Annotated in this window: 22 protein-coding genes; 7 read left to right on the top strand and 15 right to left on the bottom strand. The window is 73.5% G+C overall.

Translation table 11 applies throughout. From position 1 onward, the window contains the following. Positions 1-23: 23 nt before the first annotated feature. Complete coding sequence (locus AC1Q5D_RS09750) at positions 24-1,235, top strand: alpha/beta hydrolase (protein ID WP_481738399.1); 1,212 nt, start codon at positions 24-26, stop codon at positions 1,233-1,235. Between the two features lie 69 nt (positions 1,236-1,304). On the opposite strand, the gene AC1Q5D_RS09745 is transcribed toward AC1Q5D_RS09750, so the two are convergent. From AC1Q5D_RS09745 to AC1Q5D_RS09715, 7 genes are all read right to left on the bottom strand, one after another. Further along, positions 1,305-2,159, bottom strand: coding sequence for an isoprenyl transferase (locus AC1Q5D_RS09745; RefSeq protein ID WP_481738544.1), 855 nt, complete (start codon positions 2,157-2,159; stop codon positions 1,305-1,307). Positions 2,160-2,165: 6 nt separating this feature from the next. Further along, positions 2,166-2,918: a DNA repair protein RecO gene (gene recO / locus AC1Q5D_RS09740; RefSeq protein ID WP_481738398.1), complete on the bottom strand. Its 753-nt coding sequence runs from the start codon at positions 2,916-2,918 to the stop codon at positions 2,166-2,168. A gap of 90 nt (positions 2,919-3,008) precedes the next feature. Continuing rightward, entirely contained in the window at positions 3,009-4,748 is a 1,740-nt protein-coding gene (leuA, locus tag AC1Q5D_RS09735; protein ID WP_481738397.1) for a 2-isopropylmalate synthase, read from the bottom strand. A 194-nt stretch (positions 4,749-4,942) separates the two neighbouring features. Beyond that, the gene (gene era, locus AC1Q5D_RS09730) at positions 4,943-5,908 is read right to left on the bottom strand and encodes a GTPase Era (protein WP_481738396.1); all 966 of its coding nucleotides are present in this window, start codon (positions 5,906-5,908) and stop codon (positions 4,943-4,945) included. A 4-nt stretch (positions 5,909-5,912) separates the two neighbouring features. Further along, positions 5,913-7,211 carry a hemolysin family protein gene (locus AC1Q5D_RS09725; RefSeq protein ID WP_481738395.1) on the bottom strand — a complete coding sequence of 433 codons (1,299 nt, stop codon included), beginning with the start codon at positions 7,209-7,211 and terminating at the stop codon, positions 5,913-5,915. Further along, positions 7,208-7,681, bottom strand: a complete 474-nt coding sequence (ybeY, locus tag AC1Q5D_RS09720; RefSeq protein ID WP_481738394.1) for an rRNA maturation RNase YbeY — start codon at positions 7,679-7,681, stop codon at positions 7,208-7,210. The genes AC1Q5D_RS09725 and ybeY overlap by 4 nt, the downstream gene beginning before the upstream one ends. 3 nt (positions 7,682-7,684) lie before the next feature. Then, positions 7,685-8,755 (bottom strand): PhoH family protein, encoded by a 1,071-nt coding sequence (locus AC1Q5D_RS09715; RefSeq protein ID WP_481738393.1) that lies wholly within the window; start codon positions 8,753-8,755, stop codon positions 7,685-7,687. 279 nt (positions 8,756-9,034) lie between these two features. Between AC1Q5D_RS09715 and AC1Q5D_RS09710 the strand changes: the two genes are divergently transcribed. Next, positions 9,035-9,979, top strand: coding sequence for a GerMN domain-containing protein (locus AC1Q5D_RS09710; RefSeq protein ID WP_481738392.1), 945 nt, complete (start codon positions 9,035-9,037; stop codon positions 9,977-9,979). Positions 9,980-10,051: 72 nt separating this feature from the next. On the opposite strand, the gene AC1Q5D_RS09705 is transcribed toward AC1Q5D_RS09710, so the two are convergent. Genes AC1Q5D_RS09705 through hrcA form a run of 3 tightly spaced genes read right to left on the bottom strand, consistent with a single transcriptional unit; the run spans position 10,052 to position 13,006 of the window. Further along, on the bottom strand, positions 10,052-10,834 hold the full coding sequence (locus AC1Q5D_RS09705) for a 16S rRNA (uracil(1498)-N(3))-methyltransferase (protein ID WP_481738391.1): 783 nt from the start codon (positions 10,832-10,834) through the stop codon (positions 10,052-10,054). Continuing rightward, positions 10,834-11,952, bottom strand: a complete 1,119-nt coding sequence (gene dnaJ / locus AC1Q5D_RS09700; protein WP_481738390.1) for a molecular chaperone DnaJ — start codon at positions 11,950-11,952, stop codon at positions 10,834-10,836. The genes AC1Q5D_RS09705 and dnaJ overlap by 1 nt, the downstream gene beginning before the upstream one ends. A gap of 43 nt (positions 11,953-11,995) precedes the next feature. Continuing rightward, complete coding sequence (hrcA, locus tag AC1Q5D_RS09695; RefSeq protein ID WP_481738389.1) at positions 11,996-13,006, bottom strand: heat-inducible transcriptional repressor HrcA; 1,011 nt, start codon at positions 13,004-13,006, stop codon at positions 11,996-11,998. 165 nt (positions 13,007-13,171) lie between these two features. Here hrcA and AC1Q5D_RS09690 point away from each other — a divergent pair, with 165 nt between their 5' ends. Then, positions 13,172-14,020: a DUF3097 domain-containing protein gene (locus AC1Q5D_RS09690; protein WP_481738388.1), complete on the top strand. Its 849-nt coding sequence runs from the start codon at positions 13,172-13,174 to the stop codon at positions 14,018-14,020. Between the two features lie 42 nt (positions 14,021-14,062). Next, the gene (locus AC1Q5D_RS09685; RefSeq protein WP_481738387.1) at positions 14,063-14,506 is read left to right on the top strand and encodes a DUF4870 domain-containing protein; all 444 of its coding nucleotides are present in this window, start codon (positions 14,063-14,065) and stop codon (positions 14,504-14,506) included. 21 nt (positions 14,507-14,527) lie between these two features. Here the strand turns inward: AC1Q5D_RS09685 and hemW are convergent, their stop codons facing one another. Beyond that, positions 14,528-15,757 (bottom strand): radical SAM family heme chaperone HemW, encoded by a 1,230-nt coding sequence (gene hemW / locus AC1Q5D_RS09680; RefSeq protein ID WP_481738386.1) that lies wholly within the window; start codon positions 15,755-15,757, stop codon positions 14,528-14,530. A gap of 3 nt (positions 15,758-15,760) precedes the next feature. After that, positions 15,761-17,611, bottom strand: a complete 1,851-nt coding sequence (gene lepA / locus AC1Q5D_RS09675; protein ID WP_481738385.1) for a translation elongation factor 4 — start codon at positions 17,609-17,611, stop codon at positions 15,761-15,763. 141 nt (positions 17,612-17,752) lie between these two features. Here lepA and AC1Q5D_RS09670 point away from each other — a divergent pair, with 141 nt between their 5' ends. Together AC1Q5D_RS09670 and rpsT are read left to right on the top strand one after the other, a co-directional pair. After that, the gene (locus AC1Q5D_RS09670) at positions 17,753-18,328 is read left to right on the top strand and encodes a type II toxin-antitoxin system PemK/MazF family toxin (protein ID WP_481738384.1); all 576 of its coding nucleotides are present in this window, start codon (positions 17,753-17,755) and stop codon (positions 18,326-18,328) included. Positions 18,329-18,496: 168 nt separating this feature from the next. Further along, entirely contained in the window at positions 18,497-18,757 is a 261-nt protein-coding gene (rpsT, locus tag AC1Q5D_RS09665; RefSeq protein WP_481738383.1) for a 30S ribosomal protein S20, read from the top strand. Between the two features lie 78 nt (positions 18,758-18,835). Here rpsT and holA read toward each other — a convergent pair whose 3' ends face one another. The 3 genes from holA to AC1Q5D_RS09650 are packed head-to-tail and all read right to left on the bottom strand — an operon-like array spanning position 18,836 to position 23,105. Then, the gene (holA, locus tag AC1Q5D_RS09660; protein ID WP_481738382.1) at positions 18,836-19,837 is read right to left on the bottom strand and encodes a DNA polymerase III subunit delta; all 1,002 of its coding nucleotides are present in this window, start codon (positions 19,835-19,837) and stop codon (positions 18,836-18,838) included. Between the two features lie 32 nt (positions 19,838-19,869). Beyond that, on the bottom strand, positions 19,870-22,308 hold the full coding sequence (locus AC1Q5D_RS09655) for a ComEC/Rec2 family competence protein (protein ID WP_481738381.1): 2,439 nt from the start codon (positions 22,306-22,308) through the stop codon (positions 19,870-19,872). Between the two features lie 35 nt (positions 22,309-22,343). Beyond that, positions 22,344-23,105: a ComEA family DNA-binding protein gene (locus AC1Q5D_RS09650; protein ID WP_481738380.1), complete on the bottom strand. Its 762-nt coding sequence runs from the start codon at positions 23,103-23,105 to the stop codon at positions 22,344-22,346. A 411-nt stretch (positions 23,106-23,516) separates the two neighbouring features. On the opposite strand from AC1Q5D_RS09650, the gene AC1Q5D_RS09645 reads away from it, so the two are divergent. After that, positions 23,517-24,758 (top strand): IS110 family RNA-guided transposase, encoded by a 1,242-nt coding sequence (locus AC1Q5D_RS09645; RefSeq protein ID WP_481737057.1) that lies wholly within the window; start codon positions 23,517-23,519, stop codon positions 24,756-24,758. Positions 24,759-24,779: the final 21 nt, after the last annotated feature.

Below are 24,779 nucleotides of genomic sequence, written 5' to 3'. Positions count from 1 at the left end.
CAAACCGCCATTAGGCTCGGGGCATGCGGCACGGCAGGCGGGAGGGGACGACCGGGGAACCGGGCGCGGGCGCTTCCGGCCCCTTTCTGGAGTCCGGGGCCGGCCGCGAGGGCCAGGTGCCGGTGGGCCATGAGGTCCCCGAAGCCGCTGAACTCGACCCCGCGGCCCGCTATGCGGCGGACACGCCCCCGGGCGCTTGGATGCCCGACGTGCTCGGGCCCGGCTTCGAGTACCTGTCGCTGCCCGGCGGTCGTGACGGGGAGGGGCCGGTCGGCGCGACGCTCGTGCGGCACCGGCCCGGCGGGGCGGACGGACGCGGCGGCATGCTCCGCGGGAGCCTGCGGCGGGCGCTGCTCCGGGTCCGCGGGGACGGCGCCGCAGAGACTCCGCCGCCCGCCGTGCTGGCCGTGCACGGGTGGAGCGACTACTTCTACAACACCGGTCTCGCCCGCCACTGGACCGACCGCGGATTCAGGTTCCACGCCCTGGACCTGCGCCGGTACGGCCGCAGCCTGCGGCCGTGGCAAACCCCCGGGTACGTCACCGACCTGTCCGAATACGACGCGGACCTGGAGGCCGCGCTGTCCGCCATGGAGCACGACCTCGGCGGGCGGCCCCGGCCGCTGGTGCTGCAGGGCCACTCCACGGGCGGGCTGGTCGCCGCGCTGTGGGCCGCCCGCAATCGGGGGGCCGTCGACGGGCTCGTGCTCAACGCGCCGTGGCTGGAGATGCAGGGCAGCGCGCTGGTGCGCCACGCCGCCACTGGCATCCTCGACCCCGTGGCGCGGCTCCGCCCGCGCACCCGCGTGCGGCTGCCCGAGACCGACCACTACTGGCAGTCGCTGAGCCGGCAGGCCCGCGGCGAGTGGGATCTGCACCCGGTGTGGCGGCCCCGTCACGCATTTCAGGTGACCGCCGGCTGGATCACGGCCGTGATGACCGGACACGCCGCCGTGTCGCGCGGCCTGGACCTGGACGTCCCGGTGCTCGTCCTGACCAGCGACCGGACGGTCTACGGCACCCAGTTCACGGAGGCGATGCTGTCGGCCGACGCGGTGATCGACGTCGCGCGGGTGCGGCAGCGGGCCCTCGGCCTCGGCCGCCAAGTCACGATCGCCACGGTCCCCGGCGCCATGCACGATGTGTTCACGTCCTCGGTCCGCGCGCGCGCCGACGCCTACCGGGCCCTGGACGCCTGGGCGTTCGGCCACCTCCGCCCCGGTCCAGGGCCGTAGGCCGCCAGCGGGGCCGGGGCGCGCCGTCCACGTGGTCTGGGCCCCGCGTTCCGCCGTGCGGGGTCCGTGCTACTCCCCGTCGGTCCGGTGGGCCGCCTCCAGCTGCGCCGCGTCCTGCTCGGGCGTGTCCACCGCCCCGCCGTACCGGCGGTCCCGACGGGCGTACTCCTCGACGGCCCGCCACAGCGTGCGCCGGTCGACGTCCGGCCAGAGGACGTCCAGGAAAACCATCTCGGCGTAGGCGGACTGCCAGAGCAGGAAATTCGAGGTGCGCTGTTCGCCGGAGGTGCGCAGGAACAGGTCGACGTCGGGCAGGTCCGGCTCATCGAGATAGCGGGCGACGGTGCGCTCCGAGATCCCGGCCGGACGCAGCCGCCCGGCCTCGACGTCCCGCGCGATCGCGGCGACGGCGTCGGCGATCTCCGCGCGCCCCCCGTAGTTGACGCACATCGTCAGCTGGCAGGTCGAGTTGCCGGCGGTGCGGCGCTCCGCCTCCTCCAGCTCGTTCACCACGGACCGCCACAGGCGCGGCCTGCGTCCCGCCCAGCGGACGCGGACGCCCCACTCGTCCAGCTGGTCCCGCTGGCGGCGCAGCACGTCCCGCGAGAAGCCCATGAGGAAGCGCACCTCCTCCGGGCTGCGCTTCCAGTTCTCCGTCGAGAAGGCGTACACGGAGACGTACTCGATGCCGATCTCGATGGCCCCGGCCACCACGTCCAGCAGCGCGCCCTCCCCCGCGCGGTGCCCCTCGGTACGCGGCAGTCCCCGCTGGTTGGCCCAGCGGCCGTTGCCGTCCATCACGATGGCCACGTGCCGCGGCACGAGCCGGCGGGGAATCCGCGGCGGCTCGGCACCGCTCGGGTGGGGCTGCGGCGGCACGGGGCCGCCGGGCCGTTGTCCGGGACGCGGGGCGGGGGGAGTCAGCGCGGATCACGCCCTTTCGACATGCTTCAACGAGGCGACGACCCGTTCCAGGTGCCACTGCAGGTATCCTGCCACAATCCCTGCGGCCTCCCGGCGGGCGGCGCTGCCGCTGGGCCGGGCCGCGCCCCAGTCCCCCGCGAGCAGGGCGGCCAGCAGGGCCATGGTCTCGGGGGCCGGCGACGCCGATCCCGCCGGGCGGCAGTCCGGGCAGACCGCGCCGCCGACCACGGTGTTCACGGCGGAGTGCGGACCGGGACGGCCGCAGCGCGCACAGTCGGTGAAGCTGGGCGCCCAGCCCGCCGTCGCCAGGGCGCGCAACAGGTACGAGTCCAGCAGCAGCCCCGCGTCCTCCGCGCCCCGCGCGAGGGCCGCCAGCGCCCCGTGCAGGAGCCGGAACTGGGCGGCCGACGTGTCGCTGTCCGCGTCGGTGAGCCGCTCCGCCGTCTCCGCCATGGCGTGCGCCGCCGTGTAGCGGGAGTAGTCGGAGGCCAGGCTCTGGCCGTAGGGGGCGGCGAGCTGGGCCTGGGACACGATGTCGAGGCTGCGCCCGTGGACGAGCTGCAGGTCCACCAGCATGAACGGCTCGAGGCTGGCCCCGAGCTTGGAGCTGGTGCGGCGCACGCCCTTGGCCACGGCCCGCACCTGGCCGCGGTCCGCGGTCAGCAGGACCACGATCCGGTCCGCCTCCCCCAGCCTGTGCGTGCGCAGCACCAGGCCGCGGGTGCGGTAGGAGCGCGAGGCGAACGTGGAGCGGGACACCCGACCATTCTCCCACCCGGGCCCCGACGGTTGGCGAACGGCAAGGGCCCCGTCCCGCGGAGCGCGGAAACGGGGCCCTCGGCGGCGGGGCTACTGGCTGTCGCGGATCGCGCGGTTGACCGCGGAGACGACGGCCTTGAGCGCCGACAGGTTGGTGTTGGTGTCGAGCCCGACGCCCCACAGGATGCGGTCGCCGACGGCGCATTCCACATACGCGGCGGCCATGGCGCTGCCGCCCTCGCTCAGGGCGTGCTCCGTGTAGTCCAGGACGCGCACGTCCACGCCGTCCTCGGCGAGCATCGCCAGCAGCGCGTTGATCGGGCCGTTGCCGTGCGCGGTGCGGCGCTGCGCCTCGCCGTCGACCATCAGGGTCGCCGTGAGCGTGAACGTGCCGTCCTCGGCCGCGTCGCTCGTGACGCTGCCGAGCCGGTAGCGGCCCCACGCGGCGGCGCCGGTGTCCTCGGCCGGGAGGTACTCGTCCTGGAAGATGTTCCAGATCTCGGCGGCGCTGACCTCGCCGCCCTCCCCCTCGGTCTTGTGCTGGATCACGCCCGAGAACTCGATCTGCGCGCGGCGCGGCAGCTCCAGGGAGTGCTCGCTCTTGAGCAGGTAGGCGACGCCGCCCTTGCCGGACTGGGAGTTCACCCGGATCACGGCCTCGTAGGTCCGCCCGATGTCCTTCGGATCGACCGGCAGGTAGGGGACGGCCCACGGGATCTCGTCGACCGACTTGCCGGCCGCGGCGGCGTCGCGCTCCATCGCCTCGAAGCCCTTCTTGATCGCGTCCTGGTGCGAACCGGAGAAGGCCGTGAACACCAGGTCGCCGCCGTAGGGGCTGCGCTCGGGGACGGGGAGCTGGTTGCAGTACTCGGCCGTGCGCCGGATCTCGTCCATGTCGGAGAAGTCCAACTGCGGGTCGATGCCCTGGCCGAACAGGTTCATGCCCAACGTGACCAGGTCCACGTTGCCGGTCCGCTCGCCGTTGCCGAACAGGCAGCCCTCGATCCGGTCCGCGCCGGCCATGTAGCCCAACTCGGCGGCGGCCACGCCGGTGCCGCGGTCGTTGTGCGGGTGCAGGGACAGGATGATGCCCTCGCGGTGGGCCAGGTTGCGGTGCATCCACTCGATGGAGTCGGCGTAGACGTTCGGCGTGGCCATCTCGACGGTCGCGGGCAGGTTGAGGATCATCTGCCGGTCGGTGGAGGCCTCCAGGACCTCGCCCACGGCGTCGGAGATCCGCTTCGCGAACTCCAGCTCCGTGCCCGTGAAGGACTCCGGCGAGTACTGGTAGACGATCTCCGTGCCCGTCAGCTGCTCTTCGTACTTCCGGCAGAGGCGGGCGCCGGACAGGGCGATGTCGACGATGCCGTCCATGTCCTGGTTGAACACGACCCGGCGCTGCAGCACCGACGTCGAGTTGTACAGGTGCACGATCGCGCGGTCGGCCCCCTCGAGCGCCTCGTAGGTCCGCTCGATCAGGTGCTCGCGGGACTGGGTGAGGACCTGGATCGTCACGTCGTCCGGGATGCGGTCGCGCTCGATGAGCTGGCGGACGAAGTCGAAGTCGGTCTGCGAGGCCGACGGGAACCCGACCTCGATCTCCTTGAACCCCATGCCGACCAGGAGGTCGAACATCTTGTGCTTCCGCTCGGGGCTCATCGGGTCGATCAGCGCCTGGTTGCCGTCGCGGAGGTCGACCGCGCACCAGCGCGGGGCCTTCGTGATGACGCGGTCCGGCCAGGTGCGGTCCGGCAGCGACACGGTGATCTGGTCCTGGAACGGGACGTACTTGTGGACGGGCATGCCGGAGGGCTTCTGCAGGTTCTGCATGTCGGGGTGGCCTCTTCAGTAGGTGGGGAAACTGGTGGCCGGCAGCACGGAACTCCGCAGCGAGGGGTCGGCCTCAGGACCCGCTGGTCCGTGTCGCCTCGCCGCGGCGGCTAAGTAGAAGCATCCGCATGCGCATGAAACCACCCTAGCATCGCCGGCACGGGGCCGCGGGGCGGCCCCGGCAATGTTGCGCCTCAGAAGCCGAGGCGTCCCAGCTGCTTCGGATCGCGCTGCCAGTCCTTGGCGACCTTGACGTGCAGGTCGAGGTACACCTTCGTGCCCAGCAGCGCCTCGATGCCCTTGCGGGCCCGCGTGCCGACCTCGCGCAGGCGGGCCCCGCCGCGGCCGATGACGATCGCCTTCTGGCTGGGCCGCTCCACGAAGAGGTTGGCGTGGATGTCCAGCAGCGGGTTGTCCTCACTCCTGCCCTCCCGCGGAAGCATCTCCTCCACGACGACGGCCAACGAGTGCGGCAGCTCGTCGCGCACGCCCTCCAGGGCGGCCTCGCGGATCAGCTCCGCGACCATGACGGCCTCCGGCTCGTCCGTCAGCTCGCCGCCCGGGTAGAGGGGCGGCGAGAGGGGCATCTGCCGCACCAGCAGGTCCGCGACCTCCTGCACCTGGTAGCCGTCCGCGGCGGAAACGGGCACGACGGCGGTCCACCCGTCCTCTCCGAGCGTCTCCCGGCCGAGCCGGTCCACGGCGAGCAGCTGGGCCGCCAGCGCCGCGCGGTCGACCAGGTCCGCCTTGGTCACGATCGCCACGACCGGGGTGCGCCGCAGCTGGGCCAGCTGGGAGGCGATGAAGCGGTCGCCCGGGCCGATCTTCTCGTTCGCCGGCAGGCAGAAGCCGATCGCGTCGACCTCGGCCAGCGTCTCGGCCACGAGGTCGTTCAGGCGCTGTCCAAGGAGGGTGCGCGGACGGTGGAGGCCGGGCGTATCGACGAGCACGAGCTGTGCGTCCGGGCGGTGAACGATGCCGCGGATCGTGTGGCGGGTCGTCTGCGGCCGGTTGGAGGTGATCGCGACCTTCTGCCCGACCAGGGCGTTGGTCAGGGTCGACTTGCCCGCGTTGGGGCGTCCGACGAAGGACGTGAAGCCCGCGCGGTGGCCCTCGGGCCACTCGGCCGCCAGCGGGCCGGGGGTCTCGGATCGGGACATGGGACTACTCCTTCCCGCCGTCGGCGGCGGTCGTGTCGTCGCGGGCGGGGACCTCGCGGTGTCCCCGGTAGCGGGCGAGGATGGTGCCGATGCGGTTGCGCCGGCCCTCGAGGGTCTCGGCGACCAGGTGGACCCCGTCGACCTCGGCCTCGGACCCGACAATCGGCACCCGGCCGAGGGCCTTGGCCAGCAGCCCGCCGACGGTGTCGACCTCGTCGTCGTCGATGTCGAGCCCGAACAGGTCGCCGAAGTCGTCGAGTCCCATGCGTGCGTCGACGCGGAACCGGCCGTCGCCCAGGTCCGCGGCCTCGGGCCGCGAGGCGTCGTATTCGTCGTCGATCTCGCCGACGATCTCCTCGATCAGGTCCTCCAGGGTCACGAGCCCCGCGGTGCCGCCGTACTCGTCGATGACGATCGCGACGTGCGTCGACTCGCGCTGCAGCTCGCGCAGCAGTTCCCCGACGGCCTTGGATTCGGGCACGTAGCGGGTGTCGCGGGCGAGGGACTCCACGGGGTGGGCGTCCTCGGGGTGGGAGTGGAGCCGCGCGGCGACATCCTTGAGGTAGACGATGCCGACGATGTCGTCGGCGCCCTCGCGGATCACCGGGATGCGGGAGCAGCCGGAGCGCAGGAACAGGCTCAGGGCCTCCGGCAGCGGCGTGCCGACGTCGACCGTGACCATGTCCGTCCGCGGCACCATGACGGAGCGCACCCGCGTGTCGTTGAGGTCGAAGACGGAGTGGATGAGGTCGGCCTCGTCGTCCTCGAGCATGTCCGCCTCGCTGGCGCGGTCGACCATGTCGCGGAACTGCTCCTCCGTGAAGAACTCCTCCTCCTGGGTCCGTCCCGGCGAGAGCGCGGCGCCGACGCGCACGAGCCATCCCGGCACCGGTCCGAGGACGACGCGCAGCACGCGCACCAGCGGCGCGGTGGCGACGACGGCGGAGGCCGCGTGGACGCGGCCGATCCGGCGCGGCGAGACGCCGACGAGGACGAACCCGACGGCGGCCATGGTCGCCGTGGCGAGGAGTCCCGCCCACCAGATGTCGCGCAGGAGGTCGAAGTAGAGCAGGGCGATCGCGGTGGCGGACGCGGTCTCGAACCAGATGCGCCAGAAGCGGACGGCGTGCGTGTGGGCCGTCGGCTCCGCGAGGATCTGGCGCAGGCGCGGGCGGGGGCGCTCGGCGAGCATCTGCTCCGCCTCGGAGCGGGACAGGTAGAGGAACGCGGCCTCGGCCGCGGTGAGGATGGCCGCACAGGCGATGAACGCCAGGGACGCGGCCAGCAGGAGCGCGATGGTCATTCGGTGGTGGCCCGCGGGGCCGGGCGGCCGAGGAAGGACTCGAGGAGCGTTCCCTGCAGCGCGAACATCTCCCGCTCCTCCTCCGGCTCGGCGTGGTCGTAGCCCAGCAGGTGGAGCATGCCGTGGGCCGTGAGCAGCAGCAGCTCGTCCTGCAGGGGGTGGCCGTGGCGGGTGGCCTGCTCCGCGGCGACTGCCGGACAGGCGACGATGTCCCCGAGCATGCCGGCGGGGCTGGGGCTGCCGGGCGATCCGGGGCGCAGTTCGTCCATGGGGAAGGACATCACGTCGGTCGGGCCGGGCAGGTCCATCCAGTCCAGGTGCAGCCGCTCCATGGCCTGCTCGTCCACGAGCAGGATCGAGACGTCGGCCTCCGGGTGCACGTGCAGCGAGACCATGATGTGGGCGGCGAGGGCGCGCAGCTGCTCCAGGTCGGCGTCGGCGTCGGTCTCGTTGTTCACTTCCACGGACACGGCTCAGGACTCCTTGGGGTGCGGCGTGGTGCGGGGTGTGCGGTGGGCGGGACCCCGGCGGGGTCCCCGCTGCGGCGGGCCGGCCTCGCGCTCCGTCCACGCCTCGTAGGCGGACACGATGCTGGAGACCAGCCGGTGGCGGACGACGTCGTTGGCGTCGAGGAGGCAGAACGCGATGTCGTCGACGCCTCCGAGGATCTCGGTGACCACGCGCAGGCCGGACTTCGTGCCGCCGGGCAGGTCGATCTGCGTGACGTCCCCGGTCACCACGACCTTCGAGCCAAAGCCCAGGCGCGTCAGGAACATCTTCATCTGTTCGGGCGTCGTGTTCTGGGCCTCGTCGAGGATGATGAAGGCGTCGTTGAGGGTCCGGCCGCGCATGTAGGCCAGCGGGGCGACCTCGATCGTGCCGGCCGCCATCAGCCGCGGGATCGATTCCGGGTCGATCATGTCGTGCAGCGCGTCGTAGAGGGGCCGCAGGTAGGGGTCGATCTTGTCCGTGAGCGTTCCGGGCAGGAACCCCAGCTTCTCCCCCGCCTCGACGGCGGGCCGGGTCAGGATAATGCGGCTGACCTCCTTGGCCTGCAGCGCCTGCACCGCCTTCGCCATGGCCAGGAACGTCTTGCCGGTGCCGGCGGGGCCGATGCCGAAGACGATCGTGTTGTCGTCGATCGCATCGACGTACGACTTCTGGTTCACCGTCTTGGGCCGGATGCTCTTGCCGCGGCCGGAAAGGATGTTCAGCCCGAAGACCTCGCCGGCCGCCCCCGGGGCCGCGTTGCCGGCCTCGACCATCCGCACGATCTGCTCGACGGTCTGTGGGCCGACGCGGGTACCGCGCCGGGCGATGCCGCGGGCCTCGGCAACCACCCGCAACGCCTTGGAGGCCTCCGTCGCGTCGCCCGAGACGGTCAGTTCGTTCCCGCGCACGTGCATGCGCGCCCCCGGGTACACGCCCTCGATGATGCGCAGGACCTCGTCCTGGGCCCCCAACGCGGCGACCATCTCGTCCGTGGTGTCGAACCTGACCACGGTCGCTCCTCCAGGGCCGGTCGTGCTGGCTTCTTCGCTCATGCGTGCGTGTGCTGCCTCCCACAGCCGCGCCGACGGTGGTGGGGTCCCGGAGCACCGGGGCCGTCCGCGCGAGACCATCCTACGCGAGCCGCCGTCCCCCGCCCCGACGCGGCGGAGCCCGTTTAGCCCAACCGTTTAAGTATCAGTCGTACAACAGTCCGGTTCCGGCGCCCCGTCACGGCCGTCCCACCGCTGCGCGCTGTGCCAAGCTGGGAAGGCGGCCAGCCCCCCCGGCCGCCGTCCCCCCTCCCCCCAGGGACCCGCGAAGGAAGACCGGAAGTGCCCCAGAGACGACACCGCCCACGCGCCGCGGCGCGTGCTGCCGCGCTGGCGTCGCTCGGCCTGCTGGGTGTCCTGGCCGGATGCAGCGGCGGCGCCGCCGGCCCGGCGGCGTCGATGCCGGACCCGACGTCGGCGTCCACGTCGTCGCGCGCCGTGGCCCCCGCGCCGTCGCCGGCACCCCTAGAAACGGTCAGCAGCCACCGGCTCTCCCCCGTGTACTGGCTCGGCGAACGGGACCAGACCGTCTACCTCTACCGCGAGTTCCAGCAGGCCGAGGACCAGGGCGATCCCATCACCACGAGCATCAAGTACCTGCTCGAGAACCAGCCGACCGACCCCGACTACTTCAGCCTCTGGCGGCCCGCCACGCGGATCGGCACGTCCATCGGCAGCGACAACACCATCACCGTGGACCTGTCGGCGGACGCCTTCGGCCGGACCATGGACGAGGGGCTTGCCCGCCGCTCCGTCCAGCAGCTGGTCCACACGGCCACCGCGGCCGCGGCGAATGCCGGCCTGCTGGCCGGCACCAGTCCCGCCAGCGTCGTCATCCTGGTCGACGGGCGCCCGGGGTACACGGCGTTCGGCCACGTGCCGCTGGTGGGGCCGATCGAGCGTTCGCCGCGCCTGCGCGCGCCGGTGTGGATCATCGACCCGCAGGAGGGGGCCAGCCTGCAGGCGGGGTCCGTGCGTGTCCACGGCGTCACGTCCGGGTACGCGGGCGGAACCCAGTGGGAGGTCCGCCGCGTGGGCGACGACGGCCAGACGGGCGAGGCCGTGGCGGGCGGGCGCCTCGCCACGGGGGCGGGCGACCTGCCCGAGAACGGGTTCGAGGTCGGCGTGCCGCTCGAGCCGGGGCGGTACGAGGTCGCCGTGTGGGGACAGGGCGGCACCGGCGCGGCGCGCCTGGGCGTCGACGACAAGCGCTTCGAGGTCCAGTAGCCCCGCGGTCGGTGGCCCGCGGGGCCCCCGCGCGGATGCGCCGCCGGGCGCGGGACGGCCGGCGGCTTCCGGTCAGCCCAGCGCGCCGGCCAGGTGCCGCACGAGTACCAGGGCCGCCGGCCCGGCCGTCGAGGCGCGCAGCACGTTCGTGCCCATCGAGGCGACGGCGGCGCCGGCCGCGCGCAGCAGCTCGACCTCGCCCGGGGCGATGCCGCCCTCCGGGCCGACCACGAGCACCACGGCCCGACCGCTCGTGCCGGCCGCGCCTTCCAGCCAGTCCCCGACGACGGAGGCCAGCGGCGCGTCGGCCTCCTCGTGGAGGACGACGACGAGGCGACCGGCCTCCGTCTCCTCGCGGGTCCGCACGGCGAGCTGCGCCGTCGTCGCCGCCGCCTCCACGTCGGGAAGGCGCGCGCGCCGGGACTGCTTGACCGCCGCGCGGACCGCCGCGGCCCACTTCGCTAGCGCCTTGGGTGCCTTCTGCGCGTTCCAGCGGACCACGCAGCGCTCCGCCTGCCACGGGACGACGGCGTCGACCCCGAGCTCGACGGCCGCCTCGACGGCCTGCAGGTCGCGGTCGCCCTTGGCGAGGGCCTGCACGAGCACGGTCCGCACCGGCGGCTCGGGCTCGTCGACCACGCGCACCACGCGGACGCCCAGCGCCCCCGCGTCCGCGGTCTCCGCCACGCACACGGCGCGGCGCCCGCGGCCGTCGACGAGGTCGACGTGCTCCCCCGGCCTGACCCGCTTGACCGTCACGGCATGGTGGCCCTCCGGGCCGTCGAGCACGAGCGCCCCGCCGGCTGCGGCGGCGTCGAGGAGCCCGCCGTCCGCCAGGAAGGCCTGGTTGCTCATCAGCCCCGGAGCCGGTCGCGCAGTCGGGAGAACACGCCGCCGCGTTCGGCGAGGCGGCCCTCGGCGACCTCCTCGCCGCGCAGGGTGGCCAGCCGCTCGATCAGTTCGCGCTGTTCGGAGTCGAGGTGGGTCGGGGTCTCGACCTGCAGGTGCACGACCAGGTCGCCGCGTCCCGAGCCGCGCAGCCGGGGCACGCCCAGCCCGTCGAGCCGGACCGTGTCCCCGGATTGCGTGCCGGGCTCGACGGTCACGGTCTGCGGGCCGTCGAAGGAGTCCAGCGAGATGTCGCTGCCCAGGATGGCCGCGGTCATGGGCACGGCGAGCGTCGCGTGGAGGTCGTGGCCCTCGCGCTCGAAGACGGGGTGCCGCTTGACCTCGATCTCGATGTAGAGGTCCCCCGCGGGACCGCCGCCCGGCCCGGCCTCGCCCTGGCCGGCGAGGTGGATGCGCGTGCCGGTGGCGACGCCCGCGGGCACCCGCAGCTGCTTGCTCACCCGCTCGCGCACCCGCCCCTGGCCCATGCACTCGTTGCAGGGGTTCGGCAGGGTCGTGCCGAATCCGCGGCACGCGCTGCACGTCTCGACCGTCATCATCGTGCCGAGGAAGGACCGCACCGGGCGCTGGACCTGGCCGCGTCCGTGGCAGATGGTGCACGTCTCGGGCGAGGTGCCCGGCTGGCAGCAGGACCCGTCACACGTCGGGCACGTGACGGCGGTGTCCATCTCCAGGGGGTACACGACGCCCTGGACGGCGTCCTTCAGGTCGATCTTCGCCGTGATCAGCGCGTCCCGGCCCGGCTGGGTCCGCGAGGCGGGGCCGCCGGCCTGGCCGGCCCCGAAGAACTGCTCGAAGATGTCGCTGAACCCGAAGCCCGCGCCCGCGCCCTGGCCGTAGCCGGCCGCCTGCCCGTTCTCGTTGCCGGTGGTGTCGTAGTTGCGGCGCTTCTCCGGGTCGGAGAGCACCTCGTACGCGCGCGTGACCAGCTTGAACCGCTCGGCCGCGTCCTCCCCAGGATTCACGTCCGGGTGCAGCTTGCGGGCCAGCTTGCGGTAGGCCTTCTTGATCTCCTCGGTGCTCGCGTCCTGCGACACGTCGAGGACCTCGTAGTGGTTGCTCACGGTCCGGGTGGGTCCTTTCGTGGATCGGTCGTTGGGCCGGCGCCTAGCCGGCGAGGATGCGCGACAGGTAGCGCGCGACGGCGCGGACGGCGGCCATGCTGGCCGGATAGTCCATGCGGGTGGGCCCGAGCACGCCCATCTTGGCGGTGGCGCTGGGGCCGTAGCCGGTCGCCACGACGGACGTCTCCGCGAGCCCGCCCGTGTTCTCGCTGCCGATCCGCACGGCGATGCCGCGGCCGTCCAGCTCCATCTCGGAGAGCAGCCGCAGCAGGACGACCTGCTCCTCGAGCGCCTCCAGCACCGGGGTGATGCTCTGGGCGAAGTCGTTCGTGGAGCGGGCCAGATTCGCCGTGCCGGCCATGACGATGCGGCTCTCCGCACCGTGGGCCGCCAGGACACGCAGCGACTCCGCCACCGCCGCACCGGCGGCCGCGAGCTCCGGGCCCAGGCCGGCCAGCGCCGCGTCGGCGGCCCCGGCCAGGGCGGTGACGCGGCGGCCGGAGGCCGCGGCCAGGAACGCGGACTTCAGCGCCGCCAGCCCGTCGTCCGTGGTCTCCGGCGGCACCTGGGCGATGCGCTGTTCGACCTTGCCCGTGGTGCTGATGAGCACGACGAGCGCCTGGCCCGTGGCCAGCAGCACGAGTTCGATGTGGCGCACGGAGTCGTCCCGCAGGTCGGGCACCTGCAGGACCGCGACTTGGTGCGTGATCTGCGCCAGCAGGCGCACCGTGCGGGCCATGACGTCGTCGAGGTCGTCCGCCCCTTCGATGAGGGCCCGGATCGCGCGGCGCTCGGCCTGCGAGAGCGGGCGGACCTCGTCGATGCGGTCGACGAAGCGGCGGTAGCCCAGCTCGGTCGGGACGCGCCCCGCCGACGTGTGCGGCGCGACGATCAGCCCGTCCTCCTCCAGGGCCGCCATGTCGTTGCGGATCGTGGCGGCGGACACGCCGAGCGAGTGTCGCTCGACGAGTGCCTTGGAGCCGACGGGCTCGCGCGAGTGGACGTAGTCCTCCACGATGGCGCGCAGCACCTCGAGGCGGCGTGGCTCGGACATGGGCCAACTCCTCCCGGGCGTCTCGGCGTCGTCCTGTCTACGCTCCCGCGTGCTTAGCACTCGGAATCGCTAAGTGCTAAGTCTAATACCTTGGGCTGTTGTTAGCATGGTCGGCGCGCGGCGGCCGATCGGGCCGCCGCACGAGCGGGAAGGCGGCGGTCGCACGTGGACATCCACCAGTGGGGGGCGCAAGACCTCTCGGCACCGGTCCGGCGCAGGCTGCGCCAGGTGCCCGTGGCCGTCGGCATGGTGCTCGAGGACGCCGAGTCCGGCTGGGTCGGCGAGGTCCTGCGCACGGAACGGGCCGGCGGGGTGCGCACGATCGTCCTGGAGGACCGCCGCGGCCGGACCAGGTCCTTCCCGGCGGGATTCGGGTTCCTGCTCGAGGGCGAGCCGATCGAACTCACCGCCCCCGCGGGGCCGGCGAAGGCCACCGGCCCCCGGCGCACGGCGTCCGGCTCCATCGCCGTGGAGAACGCGCCCGCCCGCACCGCGCGGGCCAGCCGGATCTGGGTCGAGGGGAAGCACGACGCCGAGCTGGTCGAGAAGGTGTGGGGCCACGACCTGCGCGTCGAGGGCATCGTCGTCGAGCCCCTGCACGGGGTCGACGACCTGGCGGGCGCGGTGCGCGACTTCTCGCCGGGCCCCGGCCGGCGCCTCGGGATCCTGGTGGACCACCTCGTGGCCGGCTCCAAGGAGCGGCGCCTCGCCGATGCCGCCATGGCGGTCCCCGGCGCCCGCGGGAACGTCCTGATCGTGGGCCACCCCTATGTCGACGTGTGGCAAGCGATCCGGCCGGCCGTCCTCGGCATCCCGGCCTGGCCGGTGGTGCCCCGCGGCACGGATTGGAAGACGGGCATCCTGCGCGGCCTCGGCTGGCCACACTCGACGCCGGCCGACGTCGCGCTGGGCTGGAAGCGCCTGCTGGGCAGCGTGCGGACGTACGCCGACCTGGAACCGAGCCTGCTCGGCCGCGTCGAGGAGGTCATCGACTTCCTCACCGCCGAGTCCTAGCGCGGGCAGCCCGCCCGGACCGCTAGACTGGGCGCGGATCACATGACCAGCGAAAGGGACACAGCACACGTGGACTACGGGTTCAACAAGGATGCGCGGAGCGGTTCGGGAGACGCCGGCCGGTTCGAGGGCTCCTCGCCGTCCCCACTGCCGCTGACCCCGTCGGAGGACCGGCAGTGGGCGACCATCTCCCACTTCGGGGCGATCCTCGGTTGCATTCCCTCCGCCATCATCCACGTCGTGTACCGGGACCGGGGGCCGTTCACGGCCCAGGAGTCCAAGGAGGCCCTGAACTTCACGCTCCCGCCGACGATCCTGGCCGTCCTGGCCAACCTGCTGTCGCTGATCCCGTTCATCGGCGGCTTCTTCGCCGTCGTTGCCGTGGCCCTGTGGGTCTACATGACCGTCAGCGGCGTCGTCGCCGGCATCGAGGTCAACCGGGGCCGGCCGTACCGCTACCCGGTCAACCTGCGCCTGGTCAACTAGCCCCGGGCCCCGCCGGGCCGGCTAGAAGTCAAGCAGCCGCCGGACCACCAGGTCCGCCAGCAGCCGTCCCCGCAGGGTCGGCACGACCCGCCCGCGGACGGCGGCCACGCCGTCGACCAGCCCCTCCGCGACCAGGCCCGCCACCGCCTTCCGCCCGGCCGGGCGGAGATCGTCGACCGGGAGCCCGTCCGCGGTCCGGGTGGCCAGCATGACCCGCTCGAGGTGGAGCGCGTCGGCGTCGGGCGTCTCCCGTCCCGCGGCCGGCGACACTCCGGCGTCCACGCGCTGCTGGTAGGCGGCCGGGTGCTTCACGTTCCACCAGCGCAGGCCCCCCACGTGGGAGTGGGCGCCCGGGCCGGCCCCCCACCAGTCCCCGCCGCGCCAGTAGGCCACGTTGTGGCGGCAGCGGGTCGCCTCCGCGGTGCTCCAGTTGCTGACCTCGTACCAGCCGTAGCCGGCCGCGGCGAGCAGCTCGTCCGCCAGCAGGTACTTGTCCGCGTGGTCGTCGTCGTCCGGGGCCGGGACCTCCCCGCGCCGGACCTGCGCCGCCAGGCGCGTTCCCTCCTCCACGATCAGCGCGTACGCGGACACGTGGTCGGGGGCGTGGCCGAGCGCGGACTCGAGGCTGGTGCGCCAGTCCGCCAGGGACTCCCCCGGCGTGCCGAAGATCAGGTCCAGGCTCACGTCCAGGCCGGCGGCCCGCGCCCAGCGGACCGCGTCGCCGACGCGCTCGGGGCGGTGCGTGCGGTCAAGCGTGCGCAGCACGTGCGGCACGGCCGACTGCATGCCGAACGAGACCCTGGTGAACCCGGCCGCGGCCAGCTCCTCCAGGCCTTGCGGGGTCACGGAGTCGGGGTTGGCCTCCGTGGTCACCTCGGCCCCCGGGGCCAGGCCCCAGAGGTCCCGGATCCGCCCGAGCAGCAGCGCGAGGTCGCCCACGGGCAGCAGGGTGGGCGTGCCCCCGCCGAAGAACACGGTCTCCACGGGGCGGGCCGGGACGCCGGAGGCGGCCAGCGCGGCGGCGCCGAACGCCAGCTCCCCGGCCGCGGCCGCCGCGTACGTCTCCTGGCTCGCGCCGGATCCCAGCTCGCGGGCGGTGTACGTGTTGAAGTCGCAGTAGCCGCACCGGACGGCGCAGAACGGCACGTGGACGTACACGCCGAACGGCCGCCGGTCCGCGCCGGCGGCGCACGCCTCGGGCAGGAGGCCGTCCGCGGGGGCCGGGTCGCCCAGGGGCAGGGCAGAGGGCATGCGCTACTTCTTCTTGGCCTTGGAGTCGTCGGAGGACAGGGCCGCCACGAAGGCCTCCTGCGGGACTTCCACGCGGCCGACCATCTTCATGCGCTTCTTGCCCTCCTTCTGCTTCTCGAGGAGCTTGCGCTTGCGCGAGATGTCGCCGCCGTAGCACTTGGCCAGGACGTCCTTGCGGATCGCGCGGATGTTCTCGCGGGCGATGATGCGCGAGCCGATGGCGGCCTGGATGGGGACCTCGAACTGCTGGCGCGGGATGAGCTCGCGCAGCTTCGTGGCCATCATCGTCCCGTACGCGTACGCCTTGTCCTTGTGCGTGATCGCGCTGAATGCGTCGACCTGCTCGCCCTGCAGGAGGATGTCCACCTTGACGAGGTCCGCGACCTGCTCGCCCTCGGCCTTCCAGTCCAGCGACGCGTAGCCGCGGGTCTTGGATTTGAGCTGGTCGAAGAAGTCGAACACGATCTCCGCCAGCGGCAGCGCGTAGCGCATCTCGACGCGGTCCTCGGAGAGGTAGTCCATGCCCTTGAGATTGCCGCGGCGGCCCTGGCAGAGCTCCATGATGGCGCCGACGAACTCGCTGGGCGCCAGGATCGTGGCGGCGACCATCGGCTCGTGGACCTCGAGGATCTTTCCCTCGGGGAACTCGCTGGGGTTCGTGACCGTCACGTGGCGCTTGTCGTCGGTGACGACGTCGTAGACCACGTTCGGCGCCGTGGAGATCAGGTCCAGGTTGAATTCGCGCTCGAGGCGCTCGCGGATGATCTCCAGGTGGAGCAGCCCCAGGAAGCCCACGCGGAAGCCGAAGCCCAGCGCGACGGACGTCTCCGGCTCGTAGACGAGCGCGGCGTCGTTGAGCTGGAGCTTGTCCAGGGCGTCGCGCAGGACCGGATAGTCGGAGCCGTCGATGGGGTAGAGCCCCGAGAAGACCATGGGCTTGGGCTCCTCGTAGCCGCCCAGCGACTCGGCGGCCGGCTTGGCGTCGTTCGTCACGGTGTCGCCGACCTTGGACAGGCGCACGTCCTTCACGCCGGTGATCAGGTACCCCACCTCGCCGACCCCCAGGCCGCGCGTGGGCTCGGGCTCCGGCGAGCTGACGCCGATCTCCAGCAGTTCGTGGTGGGCGCGCGTGGACATCATGCGGATCCGCTCGCGCGGGTTGAGCTTGCCGTCCACGACGCGGACGTAGGTGACCACGCCCCGGTACGTGTCGTACACGGAGTCGAAGATCATGGCCCGCGCGGGCGCCTCCGGGTCGCCCACGGGGGCCGGCAGCTCGGCGACGATCTTGTCCAGGAGCGCCTCGACGCCTTCGCCGGTCTTGCCGGAGACCTTCAGGACGTCCTCGGGTTCCCCGCCGATCAGCCCGGCCAGCTCGGCCGCGTACTTCTCGGGCTGGGCCGCCGGGAGGTCGATCTTGTTCAGGACGGGGATGATCGTCAGGTCGTTCTCCATGGCCAGATACAGGTTGGCCAGGGTCTGGGCCTCGATGCCCTGCGCGGCGTCCACGAGCAGGATGGCTCCCTCGCAGGCCGCCAGCGAGCGGGACACCTCGTAGGTGAAGTCCACGTGGCCCGGGGTGTCGATCATGTTCAGGGCGTAGGCGGTCCCGTCGAGCTCCCAGGGCATGCGCACGGCCTGGCTCTTGATGGTGATGCCGCGCTCGCGCTCGATGTCCATGCGGTCCAGGTACTGGGCCTTCATGGCGCGCTGCTCCACCACTCCGGTCAGCTGCAGCATGCGGTCGGCCAGCGTGGACTTGCCGTGGTCGATGTGCGCGATGATGCAGAAGTTCCGGATGAGCGCGGGGTCGGTGGAGGCTGGCACCGGCGCGGTGCGGGCCATGGGTGACACGGGGCGGTTCCTCACTGTCGGGTCGGCGCGGCGTTGCTGCCCGCGCGGGGCGGGCCGCCTGATTGCTTTCCCACCAGTCTCCCATGATCCGGGCGCGGCCCGCTCCCCCGCGGCGGACCGGCACGCGGTAGCGTTTCGGCCATGGCGAATGAACGGAGAACGCTGCAGCGCCTCGTGGCGCTGGCCGCCGACGTGGCCCGCGTGCTCGGAGGGGGTGGACGACGGCGGGGCCGTCCGGCCGGGAACCTCCCGGCGGGCACCGTCGGCCGCCCGGCCGGAACCGCCCGGGGGCACGGCCGGGGGGCCCGCGGCGGGCAGCGGCCGGCAGCGGCCTACCCCGGCGACTACGCGGGGCCCCTGCGCCCGGTCTACCGTCCCGCGCCGGACGGACTGCCCGATCCCGGGGAGATCGTCTGGGCGTGGGTGCCCTACGAGGAGGACCACGCCCGGGGCAAGGACCGGCCGGTGCTGCTCGTGGGGCGCGACGGCCCCTACCTGCTGGGGCTCATGCTCACGTCGCGGGACCGGAACCACGCGAACGGCCAGGATCCCGACTACGTGGACATCGGGTCCGGGCCGTGGGACGCGCGCGGCCGGCCCAGCGAGGTGAAACTGGACCGGGTGGTGAGGCTGTCCCCGGACGGCATCCGGCGCGAGGGGGCGGTCTTGGACCGGGCCCGCTTCGAGGCCGTCGCCGCGCGACTCGCCGCCCGGTAGCCGCGTCGCGGATCGGGCCGCGACCTGCTAACATTGAACGCTGTGTGTCCGCGCAGGTCGACGGGCACTTCTCCCGGGTCGCCATAGGTATCCCCACGCCGCTCAGTCGATGGCCCGGGAGGGACCCTCACGACCCCATTCACGCGAGTAGGATAGAGAGTTTATCCAGTGGCAAACATCAAGTCCCAGAAGAAGCGCATCCTGACCAACGAGAAGGCCCGCCTGCGCAACGCGGCCCTCAAGTCCGAGCTCAAGACGCTCATCCGTTCGGTCAACACCGCGGTCACCGCAGCCGACAAGGAGGCCGCCTCGGCCGCCCTCGCCAAGGCGACCCGCAAGCTGGACAAGGCCGTCAGCAAGGGCGTCCTCCACAAGAACCAGGCCGCCAACCGCAAGTCCGCGATCTCCAAGAAGGTCGCCGCGCTCTAACCCGGCCGGTGGTGCGAAGGGGCCGTCCCACATGGGGCGGCCCCTTTGTCGTGCCCCGGGGAGCGTGGCCGTCGAAGCCTAGCGCCGGGCGGCGAGGGCGATGCCGGTCACGGCCCGCTCGACCGCGTACTCCGGGTCGCGCGACGCCCCCTTGACCTGGGCGTCGGCCTCGGCGACCAGGCGCAGGCAGCGGACGAGGTCGTCCGCGCTCCAGTAGCGTGCCTGCTCCTGGGCCTGCTGGACCTGCCAGGGCGCCATGCCCAGCTCCTTGGCCAGCTGGCCCGGCGACTTCCGCTGCCCCGCGACCTTCGCGACCTGCCGCAGCTTCAGGGCGAGGGCCGCCACGATCGGGACCGGATCGGTGCCCGTGGCCAGGGCGTGCCGCAGGGTCCCGAGGGCCGCCGCCCCCTGGCCGGTCAGCGCCGCGTCCGCGACCTTGAAGCCCGTGGCCTCGACGCGCCCGCCGAAGTACCGGTCCACCGTCTCCTGGTCGACCTGTCCCGCGGTGTCCTGCACCAGTTGGGAGCAGGCGGCGCCGAGTTCGGCGAGCTCGCCCCCGACGGCGGCCACGAGGGCGCGCGCCGCGTCGGGCGCGATCCGCCGCTTCGCCTGCTTGAACTCCTGCGCCACGAAGTCGAGCTTGTCGGAGTCGCGCTTGAGGGGCTGGCAGTCCACGACGACGGCGCCGGCCTTCTTGAGGGCGTCGAGGAGCTTCTTGCCGCGGTTGCCGCCGGAGTGGTGCATCACGACGACAACGTCGTCGGCGGGGGCCGCGCAGTATTCGAGGGCGTCGGCGAGGAAGTCGTCGCCCATCGAGGCCAGGCCGGTGGCCTCGATGGCCTTCGCCTCGCCGAAGAGCGACGGGCTCGCCGCGAGCAGCAGCTGCCCCCGCTCGTAGGAGGCGGCGTCGAACCGGGTGGTCTCGAGACCGCCCCGGAGCTCCCGGACGCGCGTGCGGATGCGGTCCATGGCGCGCGCCGCCAGGTAGTCCTCGGCGCCCTGCAACAGGACCAGGGGCGCCGGCTCGACCGTGCGCCAGGCGGAGTCGGCCGGGCCCCTGCCGGTGGACCGTGCTGCCATGGGTGTTCCTCTCCGTCGCCTGCCCCAGCATCCTACCCGCCCGCCGGCACCCCGCCCGTGCCCCGGACGACGGCCCCCTGCCCGCGCCGCAGGTCGATGGTGACCGTCCCCGCGAGGTCCGTGCGGTACGTCTCCGCCCCCACCCCGGCCAGGGCCTCTTGGATCGGCGGGGTCGGGTGGCCGTAGCGGTTGCCGGCCCCCACGCCGATGAGGGCCGCGTCCGGGCGCACGGTCCGGATCACCTCCGTGCCTCCATTGGCGGCCCCGTGGTGGCTCACCTTCAGCAGGTCGGCGCGGAGCCCGGGGTGGGCGGCCAGGACCGCGGACAGGGCCTGCTCCTCGGCGTCGCCCGTGGCGAGCAGCGTCACCGGGGCCGCGTCGGGCGGGGCGACCGTGAACAGGACGACCAGCGAAGCGTCGTTCTCCGACCCGGCAGGGTGGTCCCGCGCCGGCCCGAGGACGTTCCAGCGCACGTGCCCCGCTGCACCGCTCTGCCCGGCCTGTCCCCGCGCGGGACGGGCCCCGCGGACGGGGTCCGGTCGGCTGCTTCCGGCCGTCGAGAACAGGACCAGGTCGACGTCGAGGTCGTGCAGCGCCCGGAGGCCGCCCGCGTGGTCGGCGTGCAGGTGCGTCAGGAACAGGGCGTCAACGCGCTCGATCCCCAGAAGTTCCAGACAGTCCGCGAGTGGTTCCGGCTCCGGTCCGGTGTCCACCAACACGGCACTGGCGCGCCCCGTCCGCAGGGCGAACGCGTCTCCCTGGCCGACGTCGCATGCGGCCACGTCCCAGGCGGGGACCGGCCGCGGAACCAGGTGGGTGGCCGGCCACGCGACGGCCGCGGCCACGGCGCAGGCCCCCGCAGACGCGGATCGGGCGAGTGCCAGCCACGGCCGGGGACGCCCGGCCGCCGCGTCGTCCGGCGGGACCGGCCCGGCGGCGTCCGCCCCGCCCTCGGCGCCCGCCGCACGCGGGCCCGCCCGTGCGCCCGCGAGGGCCAGCAGCGCCGCCGCCAGGGCCAGCACCGCGATCGCCCACGCGGCCGCGATACCCGGCAGCCCTGGCGGCCATTCAAGGCCCGCACCCGGCCACGCGGCGGCCATGCGGCCGATGCCGCCGACCGCCGCGGCAGGCAGTCCCGCCGCCCACACCAAGGGCAGCGTCACCGGGGCGGGCATCCAGCCGAGCACCAACGCGGTGGTTCCGGCGACGGTCACTAGGGGAACGAGCGGGGCGGCGAGGATGTTGGCCGGGAGGGCGTAGGCGGCGACCTCGGCGTCGAACGTGACGAGCACGGGAAGGCACAGGACCTGGGCGGCGAGGGAGACCGCGGCGCCCTCGGCCAGCCAGCGTGGCAGGATCCTGCCCAGCACGCCCGCGAGCGGACGCCCGACGGCCACGATCCCGGCGGTGGCCAGCACGGACAGCTGGAACGCGGCCTCGTCCACGAATGCCGGCCGCCACGCCAGGAGGACCACCACGCACAGCGAAAGGGCCGCCGCGGCGTGGCGACCGCGCCCGGCGTACACCGCGGCCGCGGAGATCGCGCCCATGGTGGCCGCGCGGACGACGCTCGGGTCCGGCCCCACGAGCAGCACGAAGCCCGCCAACCCGGCCAGGGCCGCCACGGAGCCGGCGGCGCGGGCCGCACGGAGCGCCCGGGCCAGCCAGAGCAGCGTCCCCATGACGACCGCGCAGTTCGACCCGCTGACGGCGGTCAGGTGGGCCAGCCCCGAGCCGCGCATGGCCTCCCGCAGGCCGTCGTCCTGTCCCGAGCGGTCCCCCATGACCACGCCCGGCAGCAGTGCGGGGCCGTCGCCCGGGAGCGGCGCGGCCGCCGCGACCAGCCGTTCCCGCAGGCGCTCCCCCGGGGCGGGCGGAGCCGGCTCGACCCGCAGGGGGCCGGCGGCCCGCAGCCACAGCGTCGCGCCGTCCCAGCGGGCCTCGCCGAGCCCCTCGATCCGGTCGCCCCGGCCGGGGATGGCCCCACCGAGGAGCCGGACCGGCAGCACGGCGACCGCGCTGGTCCGCAGTTCCCGCCAGCTTCCGTCGAGGGCGAACCGCTCAAGCCGGACGTCGGCCAGGAGTTGGCCCGTCCGCGCTCCCGGGTCGGCCTCGTCGCCCCACGCGGCGGGCGCGGCCACGGCCCGGGGCTCGGAGCGGACGACGGCCGCGAACCGCAGGGAGGCGCCCGTTTCCAGGTGCGCGTCGAGCAGCGGGCTCTCGGTCGACGCCGCCTGCACCGCCGCCGACGCCGACACGATCGCCGCGCCGGCCAGCACCGCGGCCACCGGGGACCACCAGCGCGCCCCGTGCGCGAACAGTCCGCGGCCCCGATGGCTGGTCCAGGCGAGCACCGCGCACGCGGCCAGGCTGGACACCGCGGCCCACGCCCGGGGAACGGAGCCGAGCGGGACGAGGACGGCGGCAGCGGCCCACGCCCCTCCGGCGACCCACACCAGGCGCAGGTCCATCGGTTCCGCGGCAGCGGCCGGGCGCCGGCGCGGCTTCACGGCGCCGTGACCAGGGGCTCGATCTCGCCCAGCACGGAGGGCCCGATGCCGGACACGGCGTCGAGTTCCGCGACACTGCCGAAGGGACCGTTCCGCTCCCGGAACTCGATGATGCGGGCTGCGAGCGCGGGGCCGATCCCCGGCAACTCCTCCAGGGCGCCCGCATCGGCCGTGTTGAGGTTGACCGGCGCCGCTCCCCCGGCCGACGCGGCGCCCGCGGCCGGGCCCGCGGAGGCCCCCGACGGCACGGCGCCGCGGACCGGAATGAGCAGTTGCTGGCCGTCCACGACCGGCGCCGCGAGGTTGATGGCCGACGGGTCCGCGTCGCGGGACAGACCCCCTGCCGCGGCCACGGCCTCGTGGGCCCGGGTGCCGGCCGGCAGGGCGTAGACGCCCGGGTCCGCGACGGCGCCGGCGACGTGCACCACGACGCTTCCGCCCACCCGGCCCGATCTGTCCGGTGGGCGCGTCGCGGGCCCTCCCCCGCGGGCCCCGCCCGTCTCGCCCGGTCCGTCCCCCGCCTGGGCCGGGTCCGCGGCACCGGGCGCGGCATCCCCGGCGTCGGGCGAGAAGTCCACCCGGCCGAGCTCGCGGCCCGACCCCTGGACGGGCCACAGGAGGAGGCTGGCGGCGACCCACACGACGGCTCCGACCAGCACCACGAGCAGCGTGCCGCGGTTCAGCAGCGCACGTAGCGGGGGCGCTGGGAGGCGCGGGACGCGGACGGCGTCGCGCGTCTCCCAGCGGTGTCGGACCATGCAAGCACGCTAGGCGCCGCAGGCCTGGCCGGGTCGTCCAGCGGGCCGGGTTGGGGACGGCGGGCGCCGTGGGCCGCCCTGTGGAGGGGCGGCCACGGCGCACCGGCCTGGGGCCTTCGGGCTAGCGAGCCAGCGCCGCTGCGCGCCGTGGCGGTCGAAAGTTCCGGTTCGGCTCGCCCGTGGCGTATCGCCGGGGCCGGTTTGGGACCGATGATGGTGGTGTCTGCCGCGGTGACGCCGGTCCGTCCTTGGTGCATCGGTTTGGCCCGTGGGCTAGCGTGGCGCGGAGGGCCCCCACGGGCACCGTGGATTGTTGCCTCGAGCACGAGTACTAGATTCCTGAATCCCAACAGCCCTCTCCACGGCAGGCGCACAACCGAAGACCACTGCTGTCAGGGGAGGTTCGCCATCATGGATTTGATCCACGAGAGGTCCGCGGGGATCGACATCTCCAAGCGCGACGCGAAGGTCGCCATCCGCGCCCCGGGCAAACGGCCCGGGACCTTCACCACCACAGTCACCACCTGGGGAGCGACCACGAACGAGATCCTGGCCCTGCGCGAGATGCTGCTGGCCGAGCGGGTCACGACGGTGGTGATGGAGGCGACCAGCGACTACTGGAAGCCCTTCTACTACCTCTTCGAGGACGTGCTGCCGGTGATGCTGGTCAACGCCAAGGCCGCCCGGAACATCCCGGGCCGCAAAACGGATGTCTCCGACGCCGCATGGCTGGCCCAGCTCGGCGCGCACGGGCTGCTGCGCGCCTGCTTCGTCCCGCCCGAGCCGGTCCGGCAGCTGCGGGACCTGACCCGGGCACGGACGCTGGCGACCCAGGACCGCACCCGGGAGATCCACAGGCTGGAGAAGTTCCTCGAGTCCACCGGAATCAAGCTCTCCTCGACCGCCTCGGAGCTGACCGGGGTCTCGGCCCGCGCGATGCTCGAGGCGCTCGTCGCCGGCGAACGCGACCCGCAGGTCCTGGCGGACCTGGCCCGGGGCACCCTTCGCCGGCGGCTCCCCGAACTCGTCGAGGCCCTCACCGGCCGCTTCACGGACCACCACGCGTTCATCTGCCGGATGCACCTGGAGCGGATCGATTCGATGACGGAATGGATCGACCAGCTCACCGCCCGCATCGAGGAGGCGATGTCCCCCTTTCGCGCCGCGAGGGACTTCCTCGCCACCATCCCCGGGGTCTCCACCACCGTCGCCGACACCGTCGTCGCGGAAACCGGGGCCGACATGAGCCGCTTCCAGACCCCGGGCCGGCTCTGCTCCTGGGCCGGGCTCGTCCCAGGCCACAACGAATCCGCCGGACGGGTCAAGTCCAGCAAGACCCGGCCCGGGAACCGCTACCTCAAGGGCGCCCTCGGCACCGCCGCGCTCTCGATCGCCCGACACCCCAAAAACACCTACCTCGGCGCCCGCTACAAGCGGATCGCCGCCCGCCGCGGCCGGACCAAGGCCCTCGTCGCGACCGAGCACGCCATCCTCGAGGCCGCCTGGCACATGCTCGCCCAAGGCGAGTGCTACCAAGACCCCGGATCGGACTCCCTCACCAGGATGGATCCCGCCAGGGCCAAGAACAACGCGATCAGGCACCTGAAGGCCCTCGGCTACAACGTCACCCTCAGCCCCACCGTCGCAGCATGACCCACCTACTTTCGTACTAGG

The organism is Arthrobacter paludis (assembly GCF_056782315.1).
The sequence above is the reverse complement of the archived record's forward strand: the minus strand, read 5'-3'. Positions and strand labels throughout refer to the sequence as shown.